We start from the raw sequence: 16,153 nt of genomic DNA, 5'->3' as shown, positions 1-16,153 counted from the left end.
TACAAAAAGTCGCGTCAAGTCGACACTGAGGAGAAATGTAGATGGCTGATTTTGATACTGGATTGGGTCGGCAGGCAGCGAATTTTGCTGCCTTAACGCCGATTGATTTTTTATTGCGCGCACAAGAAGTGTATCCCAACCGCGTGGCGGTGATACATGGCCATTTGCGCCAAACTTGGCATGAAACGGCGCAGCGTTGCAAACAATTGGCAGCCGCTTTGCGCGTGCATGGCATCAGTTGTAACAGTACTGTGGCCGCTTTATTGCCCAACACGCCTGCGATGTTAGAAGCGCATTTTGGGGTGCCGATGGCAGGTGGTGTACTCAATGCTTTGAATGTGCGTTTGGATGTGGAAACCTTGATTTATATCTTGGAACATGGCGAAGCGGAAGTATTGCTTGCTGACAGTGAGTTTGCAGAAGAAGTGGCGCAAATCAAAGCCGTATTGCCTGATTTGTATGTGGTGCAAGTGAATGATATTTTGGGTCCACAAACCGAATTATTCGGCGAAGTGGATTATGAAACCTTTTTACAGGACGCTTTGAATCAGTCAGACAATTGGGTATTGCCTAATGATGAATGGGATGCCATTGCACTGAATTACACTTCAGGCACAACAGGCAAACCTAAAGGTGTGGTGTATTCGCATCGTGGTGCGGTATTGAGTTCTTTGTCGATGTTACTCGATTGGAACGTGTCTTTGCATCCTGTGTATTTGGCAACGCTGCCGATGTTCCATTGTAATGCGTGGTGTTACCCGTGGAGCATTACTGCCAAAGTTGGCACTTTTGTATGTTTGCGCCGTTTTGAGCCTAACTTGTGTTTGCAATTGATTCGTGAGCACAAGGTGACGCATTATGCAGCAGCACCGATTGTACATGCAGGTTTGGCGAATGCTTCTGCGGAGGCGAAAGCAGGCATTAACCATGTGGTGCATGGAACGATTGCAGGTGCGGCGCCGCCTGCGGCTTTATTGGAATCGATGGAGCAAATGGGTTTTGAAATCACGCATATTTATGGTTTAACCGAAGTGTATGGTCCTGCTACGATTTGCGAGCGGCATGACGCTTGGCAAGACTTAGACATTGAAGCACGTGCCGCTTTGAATGCGCGCCAAGGCGTGCGCTCGAATTTGGTGGAAGGCTTTACGGTGATGGATCCAGAAACCATGACCGAAGTGCCTGCGGATGGTGAAACCATGGGTGAATTGATGATACGTGGCAATCACACCATGAAAGGTTATTTGAAAAACCCACAAGCGACAATGGAAGCTTTTGAAGGTGGCTGGTTCCACAGTGGCGATTTGGGTGTCAAATACCCTGATGGTTATATTCAAATCAAAGACCGCAGTAAAGACATCATCATTTCAGGCGGTGAGAATATTTCCAGCATTGAATTGGAAGATGTTTTGTACAAACACCCTGCGGTATTGACGTGTGCGGTAGTAGCGGTGACCGATGAAAAGTGGGGTGAGGTGCCAATGGCGTTTGTAGAGTTGCGAGCGGGACAGACAGCAACACCTGAGCAATTGACAGAATATTGTTTGAGTAAATTAGCCAGATTCAAAGTGCCGAAGCATTTTGTGTTTGAAGAGTTGCCTAAAACAGCAACGGGCAAGATACAAAAATTTGTGCTGCGCCAACGAGCCAAAACGATTTTGGCGGTGCCATAAAATTGATTTTTTTGCTGCAATGAGCGTGTGGTTTTAGGGCATCTTTGGATGCCCTTTTTTTGTGATGAGAATGAAACCAGCATCCTGTAAACATGCTATAAGTTTTACAGGACGCTTGAATGAAAAAAACCACATCTGCAGATGTGGTTTTTAAAATTTGGTGGCGAATCAGGGATTCGAACCCCGGACACAAGGATTATGATTCCTCTGCTCTAACCGACTGAGCTAATTCGCCGTTTCCTGAGGGGTTGAATATTATAGAAGCTCAGTTTTTTTGTCAATATGTTTGTACGCAGATTGTGTGAGGCAAAAATATGTTTGCTATTGGTCAGATTCTGGCTTTACAGGACGCTTGAATGAAAAAAACCACATCCGAAGATGTGGTTTCTAAAATTTGGTGGCGAATCAGGGATTCGAACCCCGGACACAAGGATTATGATTCCTCTGCTCTAACCGACTGAGCTAATTCGCCGTTTCCTGAGATTTCGAATAATACAGATATGTTTTTTTTTAGTCAACTTATTTATAGTATTTTTGACATTTTAAAATCCATATTGTTGTTTTTAAGGTGATTAAAGTTTGTGACACCAATCGCCATGTGCAAAGCCTTGCCAATCGACATCGATATTTTTGCCCATGGCAATCACTTTGAATAACTCACCCATTTCATGTGGGGCAATCAATTGCTGCAAGTGAGCAGCGTCCTGTAAGTATTCTTTGTGGTTAATATCGCTGTGGCGGCTCATTAAAACATCGGTAATGCCCAAGTTAAACAAAAAATGCGCTTGGCTGGTATAGCCAATCAAATCTAAATCGTTGTCGACTGCCGCTTGCGCGATTGCGGTGAAATTTACATGGCTGGTCAAATCCATTAAGCCCGGCCAGAAAAACGGATCATCTACAATATGATGGCGATAATGACCAATCAATGTGCCCATGCTGCGTTGAGGGTGGTAAAACTGCGCTTCATCAAAACCATAATCAATCATGATGATGGCACCGCGTTTGAGGTGTTGTGCCAAAGTGGCGATGAAAGAGATTTGATTGAGATGCAATTCACTGGTAAAAGGCGTTGCCGCTGGCGTTAAACGGCTTGCCGCTTCAAAGACAGCGCCTTCGGTAATGGCTTTGGCTTGCCATTGGAATTGATTGTGTTCAAGCGCCACACCCATTTCAAAGATTTGACCGTCTTGCCAACGCGTGATATGGCAAGGCATGGCATCCAAAACCTCATTGCCAATGATGATGCCGTCAAATTCGTCGGGCAATTGTTCTAAGAAAACGACTTTGTGTACGTGTTCGGGCAATTTTTCTGCAATCAATGACCATTGCCTTTGTTTTAATTCAGGTGAGACATCGACTATATAATAGTTTTGTAAAGATGTTGGCTCGATTCCTGCTAACAAACTGACCGCCAATTCACCCGTACCTGCACCAAACTCATATATATTGCCTGCTGTTTGTGGCAGTAAGGCTTCCATTTGTTTGGCGATGGTTAATCCAAACAAAGGCGTTAAACTCGGTGCGGTGACAAAGTCGCCTGCGCTACCAATTTTATGGCTACCACCTGTGTAATAACCTAAATTGGGGGCAAACAAGGCCATATTCATGTAATCGTGAAAGGAAAGCCAGCCATTTTGGGTGATGATGTTTTGGGCAATGAGTTGTTGTAGATGCAAACTTGCTTGTTCTGCATCGGGGTGTGGCAAAGGTAAATTTTTGTTCATGTTACACTAATCAAGTATGGATTAATCTTAGTCATGGCATTTTAATTCACAATCAAATATAAGTGCGTTTTTTTATGCTGTTTATGGAACTAAAATGCAAGTATCAGTTGTTAAAGTAAAAGTATAATGTCATTCGTTTGTCTGTGTGTTGTTTTGAGCTTTGAGATGTTGAAGTGAATACAGTTTTGAAGCTTAAGCCATTTATATGACACAGTTTTTTATTGGCTTGCGCTTGATGTCGCACATTGACCAGACATATTTTTTTTCTTATAGTGTGGTATGAAGTGGAATAAAGTGGGAATTGGAAGCTTTATTTGGCTGGGAATTTGAACGAATTGTTGATTTTGATACACCAAATGGGTGATGTGCATGTTAAATGGGATACAAGAGTTGACCATCGATGCCAAAGGACGGTTGGTGATTCCCAGTAAGTTTCGAGATGCTTTATTGAGACACGATAGCAATGAGTTGATGGTGACTTTGGAGCGGCGCAATCATTTGTTGTTGTATCCAAAGCAAGAATGGAAAGCAGTAGAAGTGCAATTGTTGGCGTTGCCCGTTCAGAGTAATTTGGTGTTGCGGCGCTTCCAGCAATTGGTTTTAAGCCATGCGGAAAGCGTGACGATGGATGCTATGGGTCGTGTGTTGCTGCCTCAAAATTTGCGTAAATTGGTGAATTTTGAGTCTGAAGTGACTTTGGTTGGGCGTGGCAATCGTATGGAATTGTGGTCTAGAGCGGCTTGGGATGAGCAAATACAGGCCGCCTTGGATATTGATGAAAATATATTAGCAGAAGAATTGGGTAAAACCACATTGCGTTTATGAGTACGACAGAATTTACCCACTTAACCGTGTTGCTGAATGAAGCTGTAGAAGCTTTGAATATTCAGGCAAACGGCATTTATGTAGACGGTACGTTTGGCCGAGGTGGTCACAGCCGTAAAATTTTAAGCCAATTGGGCGACCAAGGTCGTTTGGTGGTATTTGATAAAGACCCACAGGCCATTGCGGTGGCTACAGCTTTAGCGGCGCAAGACGCTCGCGTATCCGTGGTGCACCAAGGTTTTTCCAATTTAGACAGTGCTTTGGATGAATTGGGCATTGAAAAAGTAGATGGATTGCTATTGGATTTGGGCATTTCATCGCCACAAATCGATGATGGCAGTCGTGGTTTTAGTTTCCGTTTTGATGCGCCTTTGGACATGCGTATGGATACCAGCCGTGGCTTGACTGCTGCGCAGTGGTTGGCACAGGCGGAAGAACAAGACATTGCAGAGGTGATTAAGACTTATGGTGAAGAGCGGTTTAATCGCCAAATTGCGCGTGCCATTGTGGCGCGGCGAGATGAAGACCCCATTACAACGACCGGTCAGTTGGCAGCCCTTACGGCACAAGTCGTCCGTACTCGCGAACGTGGACAAGACCCCGCGACGAGGACGTTCCAAGCCATTCGGATTTTCATCAACCGTGAGCTTGAAGAAGTAAAGCAGATTTTGCCCCAAGCGATTGCACGTTTGAATCCGCGAGGACGCTTGGCTGTGATTGCGTTTCATTCTTTGGAAGACCGAATTGTGAAACAATATTTTAAAAGCTTGGTGGAAAAGCCAAAATTGCCTCGTTGGGTGATGGTTAAAGATGAGGATTTGCCTCAGCCGCCAATTGAGTTGATGGGCAAAGCCATTAAACCATCGGAGCAAGAGGTGAAGGCTAATCCTCGCTCACGTTCGGCTATTATGCGGGTTGCACAGCGCACAGAAACAGTTTGAATACAAAATGAATAAATTGAATGTGTTGTTGTTGGTATTGGTGGTCGCATCAGCATTTGCATTGGTCACTTTGCATTATGAAAATCGAGTGGTATTTATTGCATTGATTCAGGCGCAGCAAGACGGTCATCGCTTGGAGGAGGAGCATGCAGTTTTGATTTTGGAGCAAGCTAAATTTGGCAATCACCATGTGATTCAAGCGGCTGCTACCAAACAAAAATTGCATGTCCCAAGCTTGGCTGAAACCAAAATGATAGAAAAAGAATAAATCATGCTAATTAAGAACGAATTCAAGCCTAAGATGGTGGCCAATAAGTCCAAAAAGCCTAAAAAAGTGCAAGCCAGTAATGGACGCTTGTTTGTGGTTTTAGGATTGCTGTCGGTGGCTTTTGTGGCTGCGTGTGCTAAGGGTATTTACATGCAGACGCAGCAGCAATCGTTTTTACAAGAACAGAGCAATCAGCGTGTGATACGCAGTCTGCCTTTACCAGCCAGCCGAGGCACGATTACCGATCGCAATGGTTCTGTTTTGGCTTTGAGTGTTCCTGCGCGCTATGTGACAGCTGATCCATCTAAACTAGCGACTTTGCCAACTGCAGAGCAATTGATGCAATTGTCTGCTATTTTGGGTGTAAGCAGTGAAGAGTTATTGGAAAAGCTCAGTGATAAAAAACGCCAATTTGTGTATTTGAAGCGCCAATTGCCTTTGGATAAAGCCAAAGAAGTCGAGGCTTTGGGTATCAAAGGCATTCATTTGGAGCAAGATTCTAAACGCCATTATCCGATGGGTGAGGCGTTTTCGCCTGTTTTGGGTTTTGTTAACATTGATAGCGAAGGTCAAGAAGGTTTAGAGCGTAGTTTGAATCAATCGCTTTCGGGTGAAAATGGCGTTAAAACAGTGATGGTGGATAAATACGGCACTATTTTTAGTGGGGTCGACGAAGGTCAAAACCGTCCTGCAAAAAATGGTGAAGATTTGAAGTTGTCTTTGGATCAACGCATTCAGACTGTGGCTTATGACAGTTTGATTAAAACTTTGGATCATCATAAAGCCCGAGCGGGTAGTGCCGTGGTGTTAGATGCTAAAACAGGTGAGATTTTGGCATTGGCCAATGCGCCAAGTTTTGATGGTAATTATCCTGCTAAATCCACTGCTGAAAACCGTCGTAATCGCGCTGTCATTGATATGGTGGAGCCCGGCTCTACTATGAAGCCTTTTCCGATTGCTTTGGCTTTGGATAAAGGTAAAGTAAAAAATAATACGGTGATGAATACCATGCCATATAGCGTGGGCCCGAAAGTCATTAAAGACACACATGTTTATCCTCAATTGAGTATTACTGGCATGTTGCAAAAATCATCTAATGTCGGTTCAAGTAAATTGTCAGCGATGTTTAAGCCACAAGACATGTATGATTTTTATTCTAAAATTGGTTATGGTCGTAAATTGGAAACAGGTTTTCCGGGTGAGTCGTATGGTAAATTGCGCCCATGGGAAAAATGGAAACCTGTTGAGCAAGCGACCATGTCTTATGGCTATGGCATTCAAGTAAGTATTTTGCAATTGGCACGTGCCTATACTATTTTTACTAACGATGGTGCGATTTTGCCCGTGACATTTCATAAGTTAGACAAAGCACCGCAAGGTGAGCCAGTCATACAAGCGCAAACTGCGCAAGATATCAGAAAAATGATGGTATCGGTGACTGAGCCTGGTGGTACGGGTACGCGCGGTGCAGTCAATGGTTATGATGTGTCAGCCAAATCTGGTACGGCGCAAAAATATGTGCCAGGTAAAGGTTATACGACAGGTAAATATGTTTCATTGTTTGCAGGTTTTGCACCAGCACAAAATCCTCGTGTAATTGTCGTAGTAAGCATTGATGAACCGAGTGCAAATGGCTATTATGGCGGTCTAGTAGCAGGACCTGCTTTCCAAGAAATTATGGCCGGCAGTTTGAATGTATTGGGCGTGGTACCAACCAAGCCTCTATATGTCACTGAGGCCCAAACGACAAAACAGCCATAACTATGTTTAGTGATAAAACACCCTTATACCCATTGACCTGGAAATGGTCAGATTTGGGATTGACCATGCCAGTGCGTGTGGTCATTGACAGCCGCCAGCTTCAAGCTGGCGAAGTTTTCTTAGCGTGCCCCGGTGAGTACACTGATGGGCGCGATTTTATTCAGGCCGCCTTAAATCGTGGTGCTGCTGCGGTGCTTTGGGATACCGAAGGTGGTTTTGAATGGACTTTCGGTGATGCGCCCAATTTAGGCATTGAGCATTTGCGTCAATATATGGGCGTGATTGCGGCAGATGCATTGTCCTATCCTGGACGCCAATTGGATGTGATTGGTGTAACAGGCACCAATGGCAAGACTTCTATCACTCAATGGCTGGCGCAGGCTTTGGACCAATTGCAAACACCGTGCGGCATTATGGGTACGGTTGGCAATGGTTTTTGGCAGCAGCTTGAACAAAGTACCCACACCACCTTAGATGCATGGTCGGTGCAACAGTGGTTGCAGCGCTTTGTCAACGAAGGGGCCAAAGCGGTGGCAATGGAAGTATCTAGCCATGGTTTGGATCAGTTTCGTGTGAATGGTGTCCCGTTCACATCGGCCATTTTCACCAATTTGACGCGTGACCATTTGGATTATCATGGTGACATGCAATCTTATGGCGACATTAAAAGCCGTTTGTTTTTCTGGCATCATTTGCAACACGCAATTATCAATATTGATGATGAGTTTGGCGTTTCTTTGTTGCAGCAAATTCAAGCCAACACACCTTCTACACAAGCTTATGCTTATGGTTTTTCCGAGCAAGCAGATGTGTGCATTGTGGCATATCAGCCGAGTTTGGACGGCACACAAATTGATTTCAGGACGCCTTGGGGCGATGTCACGATTCACACCCAATTGATTGGACGCTTTAATGCGCAAAATTTGGCCGCTTGCGTGGCAGTTTTAGGCGCACAAGGTTATGCTTTGGCGGACATTGCATCTGTGTTGGGCAAGATTCAACCAGCAACAGGTCGCATGGATGGCATTCGCGAAACGGGTAAACCTTTGGTGGTGATTGATTATGCGCACACGCCAGATGCTTTGGAAAAAGCTTTGGCGACTTTGCATGAACTCAAACAAGCGCATTCGCAAGTATGGTGTGTGTTCGGTTGTGGTGGCAATCGCGATAAGGGCAAGCGTCCGTTGATGGGTGCGGCAGCAAACCAATATGCTGACAAAGTGGTGTTGACCAGTGACAACCCGCGTTTGGAAGTGCCACAAGACATTTTGAATGATATTTTGCCTGCGCTTGAGCGTCCTGAATATGTGACGATTGAACGCGCCGAAGCGATTGAATATGCCATTGCCCATGCAGGAGCCGATGACATTGTTTTGATTGCAGGCAAAGGTCATGAAACTTATCAAGATATGGGTGGTGTGAAAAACCACTTTTCCGATTTTGAATGTGCCCGCGCTGCGTTGGCACAACGTCAATAAAGAATGTAAAAAATGACAGCATTGACTTTGTCTTTTGTACAGGACGCTTTGCAAGTGCCCTCCCATCATGCCGATACACAAGTGGTGCGCATTGTGACTGACAGTCGTCAAGTGCAAGCGGGTGACGTGTTTGTGGCCTTGGTTGGTGAGCAATTTGATGGGCATGATTATGTTGCAGCGGTGCTTGAGCAAGGCGCAGCTGCGGTGATTGTCAGCCGCGAAGTGGTGGCAGGTGATGCGCGTCAAATCATTGTGGAAGACACTTTGGCAGCGTTGGGACAAATTGCCCATGCTTGGCGCATGAAACTCAATCCCAAGGTCATCGCTTTGACAGGTTCAAGTGGCAAAACCACTGTCAAAGAAATGGTGGCAGCCATTTTGCGTGTGGCCTTTGGTGAAGCTGCGGTTTTGGCAACAGCGGGCAATTTTAACAATGAAATTGGCATGCCTTTGACCATCTTGCGTTTACAGGACGCTCATCAAGTGATGGTTTTGGAAATGGGCATGAACCATTTTGGTGAAATCCAACGCTTGACCCACATTGCCCAACCTGATGTGGTTTTGGTGAACAATGCTTTGCGTGCGCACATTGGCAATGATTTTAATGGTGTCGATGACATTGCTCGTGCCAAAAGTGAGATTTACAGCGGCCTGAAACCAAATGGCATGGCTATTTTGCCAGCAGATGATGCCAATTTGGCTATTTTCCAAGCGGCTGCTCAACGCTTTGCACAAACCACGTTTGGTTTGGCGCAAGGCGATGTGTGTGCCAAAAATGTGGTTTTGTCGCCGTTGGCCAGTGATTTTATTGTGACCGATGGTCAAGAAGAAGTGGCAGTGCATTTGCCTGTGGCAGGTGAGCACAATATTTACAATGCAGTGGCGGCAGTGAGTTTGGTGCGTGCTTTGGGTGTGCAATGGGAATGTATTGCGCAAGGCTTGGCGACATTCGCCAATGTCAAAGGTCGTTTGCAAGGCTTTACCTCTGAAGCGGGTGCATTGGTGATTGATGACACTTACAATGCCAATCCTGATTCGATGAAAGCGGCTTTGGACGTGTTGTCACGTTTTGATGGCGCCAAAGTGTTTGTGATGGGTGCCATTGGTGAATTGGGCGAGGATGCGCCGAATTTGCATGCTGAAGTGGGGCAATATGCCAATGCAATCGGTTTGCAGGCTTTGTTTGGATTGGGTGAAGATGCTCGTTTTGCATGTGAAGCATGCGAGGTGGGACAGTATTTTGAGGACGTAGCGGCTTTGATTGAAGCGTTGCGTGAATACAATATGGCGGGTAATACTTTGTTAATCAAAGGCTCGCGCTTTATGAAAATGGAACGTGTGGTTGAAGCTTTATTGTCAGCTACGGATAAATAGGACCTGAATTATGTTGTTGTGGTTAGCCAGTTTGTTGGACCAGTGGTTCGATGTTTGGAATTTGTTTCAATATACGACGTTTCGTGCAGTCATGGCTGCGTTGACAGCTTTATTATTCGGTTTGTTATTGGGTCCTTGGACCATACGCAAATTGACTCAATTGAAAGTGGGACAAGCGGTACGCCGCGATGGTCCGCAAACGCATTTGGTCAAAACCGGTACGCCAACAATGGGCGGTACGTTGATTATTACCGCTATTGCCGTGAGCGTGCTGCTTTGGGGTAATTTGTCTAATAAATACATTTGGTTGTTGTTGGCAGTGACCATAGGTACGGGTGCTTTGGGCTTTTATGATGACTGGCGCAAAGTGGTCTACAAAGACCCCAATGGTGTTTCAGGCCGCTTTAAAATTGTGTGGCAATCGGTGGTGGCATTGGGCGCAGGCTTGTTCTTAATTTCAAGTGTCAACATGCCGCAATGGGCTTATGTGGTGATTCCATATTTTAAAAATTTGCACATCGCTTATCCATTGGGCTTGGTAGGCTTTTTGATTTTGACTTACTTGGTCATTGTCGGTACGTCTAATGCGGTCAATTTGACCGATGGTTTGGATGGTTTGGCAGCGTTTCCAATTGTATTGGTGTCTGCGGGTTTGGCGATTTTTGCTTATGCCAGCGGCCATGCGGAATTTGCCCGTTACTTACAATTGCCCCACATTACAGGTGCCAATGAAGTGATGATTTTCTGCGCGGCCATTTGTGGTGCGTGTTTGGCATTTTTATGGTTCAACGCTTATCCTGCGCAAGTATTTATGGGTGACGTGGGCGCTTTGGCGATGGGTGCGGCTTTGGGTACGGTGGCGGTCATTATTCGCCAAGAAATCATTTTGTTCATCATGGGCGGTTTGTTTGTGGTAGAAGCGTTGTCGGTGATGTTGCAAGTGGGTTCATACAAAACGCGCAAAAAACGCATTTTCTTAATGGCACCGATTCACCACCATTACGAGCAAAAGGGTTGGAAAGAGACCCAAGTGGTGGTGCGTTTTTGGATCATCACCATTGTGTTGGTGTTGATTGGTTTGGCCAGCTTGAAAATTCGTTAAGGGAGTAGGGCGATGAGCAAACCATCTTGGCAAAATAAACACATTGTTGTGGCTGGCTTGGGCAGCAGTGGCGTATCCATGTTGCGCTTTTTCCAATCTCAAGAATGTACGGTGCAAGGTTACGATGCCAAATTGAGCGCAGAACGCCGTGCTGAGATTGCTGCGCAATGTCCTGACATTGAATTGGTCGATGGCAGTTTGGCGCAAGTGTTACAGGACGCTGATATTTTGGCAGTCAGTCCAGGCTTTCCATCGCGTCAGCCTGAAGTCCAAGCTTTCGCAGCTCGTGGCGGCAAGGTTGTGGGCGATGTGGAAATTTTTGCACAGCTTGTGGCGCAGACAGATGCCAAAGTGTTGGCGATTACTGGCTCCAATGGCAAAACCACAGTGACCAGTTTGACGGGCTTTTTGTGCGAGCAAAGCGGCCTGAAAACAGTCGTGGCAGGCAATATTGGTTTGCCTGTTTTGGATGCTTGGATGCAAAACCAAGGACAAGCAGACGTTTGGGTCTTGGAATTGTCCAGTTTCCAATTGGATACCACGAGCAGTTTGCAAGCATCGGCAGCAACGGTGTTGAACATTTCAGAAGACCATTTGGATCGTTATGACGATTTGCTGGATTATGCGCACAGCAAAACGCACATTTTCACAGGCAGTGGTGTGCAAGTGCTCAATGCGGATGATGCTTTGTGTTTGGCAATGGCGCGTCCGAATCGTGAGGTGAAATGGTTTTCATTGCAAAAACCGAGTGATTATTGGGTCGATGTACAGGACGCTGCTTTGCCACTCAAAGCGGGTGAAGACATGTTGTTAAAGGCGCAAGATTTGGCTTTGACAGGTTTACACAATGCTGCGAATGCGTTGGTGGCGTTGGCTTTGTGTGAGGCGATTGGTTTGCCGCGAGCGGGTTTGTTGCCATTGTTGACGCAATTCAAAGGTTTGCCACACCGCGTGGAAACCATCGGTTTTTACCAAGACGTTCAATTCATTGATGACTCTAAAGGTACCAATGTTGGTGCTACTTGTGCGGCTTTGCAAGGCTTGCAACAGCCGATAGTGTTGATTGCAGGCGGTTTGGGCAAAGGGCAAGATTTCTCACCTTTACAGGACGCTTTGCTTCATAAAGCCCGCGCGGTGATGTTGATTGGTCGCGATGCGGCGCACATTGAAGCGGCATTGCAATTGGATGTGCCTGTTGTGCGTTGTGAAAGTTTGGAAGCGGCAACGCAACAAGGTTTTGCGTTGGCACAAGCGGGCGATGCGGTTTTGTTAAGCCCTGCATGTGCGAGCATGGACATGTTCCGTGATTATGCGCACCGTTCAGAAGTCTTTATCGAAGCTTTCAAAGAGTTGTCACAAGCATGAATTTTCGCATCAATACCAAATGGCTAGACCGCACCTTGTTGAAAAATGGTGAAACTTTCGACTGGTCGCTGTTGTGGATGATTGTGTTGATGACCATGTTCAGTTTGGTGATGATTTTTTCAGCCTCGATTGAACACGCAGAGCGTTTACATGACGACCGTTTTTATTTTGTCGAACGCCAATTGATATTTTTGAGCATGGGTTTTTTTGCGATGTGGTGCATGATGAAAACACCCATACGCACCATGCACAAAGGTATGTGGGGTTTGTTGTTGTTCAGTTTTTTGCTGTTGGTGTTGGTATTGGTATTGGGGCGTGAAATCAACGGTGCCAAGCGTTGGATACATATTGGACCTTTCAATATTCAGCCCACAGAGATTTTTAAAATTGCCATTATTTTATACCTGAGTAGCTTTTTAACCCGTCGTGTGGATGTTTTAACCAATTTCCGTAAGGTATGGTTTGTCGGCATTCCGATTGGTGCAGGTTTGGCTTTGGTGATGTTGGAGCCAGACTTCGGTTCGTTTGTGGTTGTTGCTGTGATTGCGGTAGGCTTGTTGTTTATTGGCGGCTTGCCTATGGGTTGGTTTTTAGCGGTCGTGGGGATTGCCATTGCTTCTATGGTGACGTTGGTATGGACTTCACCTTATCGAGTGCGACGGGTCACGGCATTTATGAATCCTTGGGAAGATCCTTTTGGTTCGGGTTATCAACTGACCCATGCTTTGATGGCATTTGCTCGTGGCGAATGGTTGGGAGCAGGGTTGGGCGCCAGCGTGGAAAAACGTTTTTACTTGCCAGAGGCGCACACAGACTTCATCGCAGCAGTCATTGGTGAAGAATTGGGCTTTGCAGGTTTGTTCGTACTGATTTTTTGCTATGTGTGGTTGGTGTGGCGCGCTTTTTCTATTGGTAAACAAGCACGCGATTTAGAGCAGTATTTTGCAGCTTATACCGCTAAAGGTATTGGTATTTGTCTAGGCATTCAAAGCTTTTTTAATTTGGGTGTGAATTTGGGTTTGTTGCCGACCAAAGGTTTGACTTTGCCATTGATTTCTTATGGTGGTTCAGCAGTGATTGTCATGTTGTTGTGTATGGGTATTTTGTTGCGGGTAGATTGGGAAAATCGCCGAGTCATGAGAGGGTATAAGGTATGAGTAAAGCAACTGTCATGATTATGGCCGGTGGTACGGGCGGTCATATTTTTCCTGCTTTGGCGGTAGCGCGTGAATTACAGGCCGCAGGTTTTGATGTGGTGTGGCTTGGGGCTGAAGGCGGCATGGAAACACGCATTGTGCCACCAACAGGTATTCCGCTTGAAACCATCGCGATTAAAGGTGTGCGTGGTAATGGTATCAAACGCAAATTGATGTTGCCGTTTACCTTGATGGGCAATATCAAAGATGTGAAACGCATTATCAAACAATACAACGTCAAAGCTTTGATTGGCTTTGGCGGCTTTGTGACGTTTCCCGGTGGCGTCGGTGGCAAGCTGGCAGGTTTGCCATTAACAGTTCATGAGCAAAATGCGATTGCGGGTTTGTCGAATAAAGTGTTGTCACGTTATGCCAATCGTGTGTTGTATGCGTTTCCGAAAGTTTTTGCCAATGCCGAGGGTTTGGTAGGCAATCCTGTGCGTGCGGACATTGTAGCGATGCCTGCGCCTGAGGCGCGTTTTGCAGGGCGTACAGGACGCTTGAGATTGTTGGTGGTGGGTGGCAGTTTGGGTGCGCAAGTGTTCAATGACATGGTGCCCAAAGCCTTGGCATTGCTGTCTGAAGAGCAACGTCCTAGCGTGATGCATCAATCAGGTCGCAATAAATTGCCTGCTTTACAGGACGCTTATACACAATTGGGTTTGGAAGCACAGTGTGTAGAGTTTATTGATGAAATGGTCAAAGCTTATTCTGAGGCGGATGTGATTGTGTGCCGAGCGGGGGCTTTGACGGTGGCGGAATTGGCAGCGGCTGGTTTGGGCGCTGTATTTGTGCCGTATCCACATGCAGTGGATGACCATCAAACTTTTAATGCCAAAGTATTGGTAGATGCCAAAGCGGCGGTCAGTGTGCCACAATCGCAGTTTACGCCAGAGGCTTTAGCTGATTTATTGCAAAACATGGACAGAGCAACTTGTTTACAATGGGCGCAGTGTGCGCGCGAACAAGCTTTGCCTGATGCGGCACGTTTAACCGCTGCGGCAGTGATTTCAACGTTTGAATGATAAAAAAAGGATAAATAATAATGAAAAATTTGGTCAAACGTGTTCATTTTGTAGGCATAGGCGGCACGGGTATGTGTGGCATTGCTGAAGTATTGCACAATTTGGGTTATCAAGTTTCAGGTTCAGACCAATCTGAAAGTGCCACTACCAAACAATTAAAAGAATTGGGCATTACTGTCTTTCACGGACACCATGCTGAAAATGTGGAAAATGTGGATGTGGTGGTTACTTCGACTGCCATCAACCGTGACAATCCTGAAGTCAAAGCGGCTTTGGATGAACACATTCCTGTGATTCCGCGTGCGATGATGTTGGCGGAGTTGATGCGTTTTCGCCAAGGCATTGCCATTGCGGGCACTCATGGCAAAACCACGACCACAAGCTTGACCGCTTCGATTTTGGGTGCAGCCAATTTAGACCCAACTTTTGTCATTGGTGGCAAACTCAATGCCGCTGGCGCCAATGCGCAATTGGGCAAGGGCGATTATATTGTGGCTGAGGCGGATGAGTCAGATGCGTCTTTCTTGCATTTGTCGCCAATTATGGCCGTCATTACCAATATCGATACCGATCACATGGACACATATGATCACAGCATCGATAAATTGCACCAAGCTTTCATTGATTTTGTACACCGTTTACCATTTTATGGTCGTGCGTTTTTGTGTGTGGAAAGCGAACATGTGCGCGCGATTTTACCGAAAATCAACAAGCCTTATTCTACTTATGGTTTCAGTGTAGATGCAGATTTGTACGCTACAGACATGGTGGCAGATGGCATGCAAATGCGTTTCACTGTGCATGTCAAAGACATGTCGGTGCGTCCGTTTGATGTGGTGTTAAATACACCGGGTGAGCACAATGTTTTGAATGCTTTGGCAAGTATTGGGATTGCTTTGTTATGTGGTGTGGATGTCGCAGCCATTCAAGCAGGTTTGTTGCAGTTCGGTGGCGTGGGTCGTCGTTTTCAGCGTTATGATGGTTTGGCATTGCCGCAAGGCGGTAGCATTACTTTGATTGATGACTATGGTCATCATCCTGTGGAGTTGGCAGCGACTTTGGCTGCGGTACGTGGTGCATATCCAAGCAAGCGCTTGGTATTGGCATTTCAACCACATCGCTACACCCGCACACGCGATTTGTTTGAAGATTTCGTGAGCGTGTTAAAACAAGTGGATGCTTTGGTTTTAACCGAAGTTTATCCTGCGGGCGAAGCACCGATTGTTGCCGCAGACAGCAAAGCTTTGGCTCGTGCTATTCGTGTACATGGCAAGCTAGAGCCGATTTATGTGGAAACGGTTGCTGAGTTGCCTGAAAGCTTGGCGCATGTATTACAGGACGGTGATATTTTATTAAATATGGGTGCAGGCAATATTAGCACCTTGCCTAAATTATTGAAAAACCATTTCGCATAAAGG

General features: G+C 46.0%; 13 protein-coding genes and 2 tRNA genes. 12 read left to right on the top strand and 3 right to left on the bottom strand.

The genetic code is table 11. The annotated features are described in order from the left end of the window. The first annotated feature begins 41 nt into the window (after positions 1–41). Positions 42–1,673 carry an AMP-binding protein gene (locus ADP71_RS09620; protein WP_104932073.1) on the top strand — a complete coding sequence of 544 codons (1,632 nt, stop codon included), beginning with the start codon at positions 42–44 and terminating at the stop codon, positions 1,671–1,673. Positions 1,674–1,831: 158 nt separating this feature from the next. Here the strand turns inward: ADP71_RS09620 and ADP71_RS09615 are convergent. From ADP71_RS09615 to ADP71_RS09605, 3 genes are all read right to left on the bottom strand, one after another. Further along, positions 1,832–1,908: transfer RNA gene (locus tag ADP71_RS09615), tRNA-Met, on the bottom strand. Positions 1,909–2,068: 160 nt separating this feature from the next. Next, positions 2,069–2,145 (bottom strand) — tRNA-Met (locus ADP71_RS09610). 100 nt (positions 2,146–2,245) lie between these two features. After that, a complete protein-coding gene (locus tag ADP71_RS09605; protein ID WP_104932072.1) occupies positions 2,246–3,400 on the bottom strand; it encodes a class I SAM-dependent methyltransferase in 1,155 nt (384 codons plus the stop codon). Between the two features lie 369 nt (positions 3,401–3,769). Here ADP71_RS09605 and mraZ point away from each other — a divergent pair, with 369 nt between their 5' ends. From mraZ to murC, 11 genes are all read left to right on the top strand, one after another. After that, entirely contained in the window at positions 3,770–4,225 is a 456-nt protein-coding gene (gene mraZ, locus ADP71_RS09600; RefSeq protein WP_019957079.1) for a division/cell wall cluster transcriptional repressor MraZ, read from the top strand. Next, positions 4,222–5,166 (top strand): 16S rRNA (cytosine(1402)-N(4))-methyltransferase RsmH, encoded by a 945-nt coding sequence (rsmH, locus tag ADP71_RS09595; protein WP_019957080.1) that lies wholly within the window; start codon positions 4,222–4,224, stop codon positions 5,164–5,166. Before mraZ ends, rsmH begins: the two co-directional genes overlap by 4 nt. Positions 5,167–5,173: 7 nt before the next feature. Next, positions 5,174–5,434 (top strand): cell division protein FtsL, encoded by a 261-nt coding sequence (ftsL, locus tag ADP71_RS09590; protein ID WP_019957081.1) that lies wholly within the window; start codon positions 5,174–5,176, stop codon positions 5,432–5,434. Positions 5,435–5,437: 3 nt separating this feature from the next. Then, positions 5,438–7,195 (top strand): peptidoglycan D,D-transpeptidase FtsI family protein, encoded by a 1,758-nt coding sequence (locus ADP71_RS09585; protein ID WP_026353351.1) that lies wholly within the window; start codon positions 5,438–5,440, stop codon positions 7,193–7,195. A 65-nt stretch (positions 7,196–7,260) separates the two neighbouring features. Next, the gene (locus tag ADP71_RS09580) at positions 7,261–8,673 is read left to right on the top strand and encodes a UDP-N-acetylmuramoyl-L-alanyl-D-glutamate--2,6-diaminopimelate ligase (protein WP_019957083.1); all 1,413 of its coding nucleotides are present in this window, start codon (positions 7,261–7,263) and stop codon (positions 8,671–8,673) included. Between the two features lie 12 nt (positions 8,674–8,685). After that, positions 8,686–10,047, top strand: a complete 1,362-nt coding sequence (locus tag ADP71_RS09575; protein ID WP_019957084.1) for a UDP-N-acetylmuramoyl-tripeptide--D-alanyl-D-alanine ligase — start codon at positions 8,686–8,688, stop codon at positions 10,045–10,047. A gap of 10 nt (positions 10,048–10,057) precedes the next feature. Next, the gene (gene mraY / locus ADP71_RS09570; protein WP_019957085.1) at positions 10,058–11,149 is read left to right on the top strand and encodes a phospho-N-acetylmuramoyl-pentapeptide-transferase; all 1,092 of its coding nucleotides are present in this window, start codon (positions 10,058–10,060) and stop codon (positions 11,147–11,149) included. A 12-nt stretch (positions 11,150–11,161) separates the two neighbouring features. Continuing rightward, the gene (murD, locus tag ADP71_RS09565) at positions 11,162–12,514 is read left to right on the top strand and encodes a UDP-N-acetylmuramoyl-L-alanine--D-glutamate ligase (RefSeq protein WP_171461114.1); all 1,353 of its coding nucleotides are present in this window, start codon (positions 11,162–11,164) and stop codon (positions 12,512–12,514) included. Further along, positions 12,511–13,671 carry a putative lipid II flippase FtsW gene (gene ftsW / locus ADP71_RS09560; protein WP_019957087.1) on the top strand — a complete coding sequence of 387 codons (1,161 nt, stop codon included), beginning with the start codon at positions 12,511–12,513 and terminating at the stop codon, positions 13,669–13,671. Before murD ends, ftsW begins: the two co-directional genes overlap by 4 nt. Further along, positions 13,668–14,735, top strand: coding sequence for an undecaprenyldiphospho-muramoylpentapeptide beta-N-acetylglucosaminyltransferase (gene murG / locus ADP71_RS09555; RefSeq protein ID WP_171461113.1), 1,068 nt, complete (start codon positions 13,668–13,670; stop codon positions 14,733–14,735). Before ftsW ends, murG begins: the two co-directional genes overlap by 4 nt. 17 nt (positions 14,736–14,752) lie before the next feature. Further along, complete coding sequence (gene murC / locus ADP71_RS09550) at positions 14,753–16,150, top strand: UDP-N-acetylmuramate--L-alanine ligase (RefSeq protein WP_040755194.1); 1,398 nt, start codon at positions 14,753–14,755, stop codon at positions 16,148–16,150. Positions 16,151–16,153: the final 3 nt, after the last annotated feature.

Origin of the sequence: Vitreoscilla sp. C1 (assembly GCF_002951955.2) — a bacterium.
Lineage (GTDB): Bacteria > Pseudomonadota > Gammaproteobacteria > Burkholderiales > Neisseriaceae > Vitreoscilla > Vitreoscilla stercoraria.
This window is presented reverse-complemented; position numbering and strand designations above follow the sequence as displayed.

Excerpts from the sequence above, each read along its gene's own strand:
- ADP71_RS09620 (WP_104932073.1), top strand. The coding sequence starts at position 42 with ATGGCTGATTTTGATACTGGATTGGGTCGGCAGGCAGCGAATTTTGCT.
- ADP71_RS09605 (WP_104932072.1), bottom strand. The coding sequence starts at position 3,400 with ATGAACAAAAATTTACCTTTGCCACACCCCGATGCAGAACAAGCAAGT.
- mraZ (WP_019957079.1), top strand. The coding sequence starts at position 3,770 with ATGTTAAATGGGATACAAGAGTTGACCATCGATGCCAAAGGACGGTTG.
- rsmH (WP_019957080.1), top strand. The coding sequence starts at position 4,222 with ATGAGTACGACAGAATTTACCCACTTAACCGTGTTGCTGAATGAAGCT.
- ftsL (WP_019957081.1), top strand. The coding sequence starts at position 5,174 with ATGAATAAATTGAATGTGTTGTTGTTGGTATTGGTGGTCGCATCAGCA.
- ADP71_RS09585 (WP_026353351.1), top strand. The coding sequence starts at position 5,438 with ATGCTAATTAAGAACGAATTCAAGCCTAAGATGGTGGCCAATAAGTCC.
- ADP71_RS09580 (WP_019957083.1), top strand. The coding sequence starts at position 7,261 with ATGCCAGTGCGTGTGGTCATTGACAGCCGCCAGCTTCAAGCTGGCGAA.
- ADP71_RS09575 (WP_019957084.1), top strand. The coding sequence starts at position 8,686 with ATGACAGCATTGACTTTGTCTTTTGTACAGGACGCTTTGCAAGTGCCC.
- mraY (WP_019957085.1), top strand. The coding sequence starts at position 10,058 with ATGTTGTTGTGGTTAGCCAGTTTGTTGGACCAGTGGTTCGATGTTTGG.
- murD (WP_171461114.1), top strand. The coding sequence starts at position 11,162 with ATGAGCAAACCATCTTGGCAAAATAAACACATTGTTGTGGCTGGCTTG.
- ftsW (WP_019957087.1), top strand. The coding sequence starts at position 12,511 with ATGAATTTTCGCATCAATACCAAATGGCTAGACCGCACCTTGTTGAAA.
- murG (WP_171461113.1), top strand. The coding sequence starts at position 13,668 with ATGAGTAAAGCAACTGTCATGATTATGGCCGGTGGTACGGGCGGTCAT.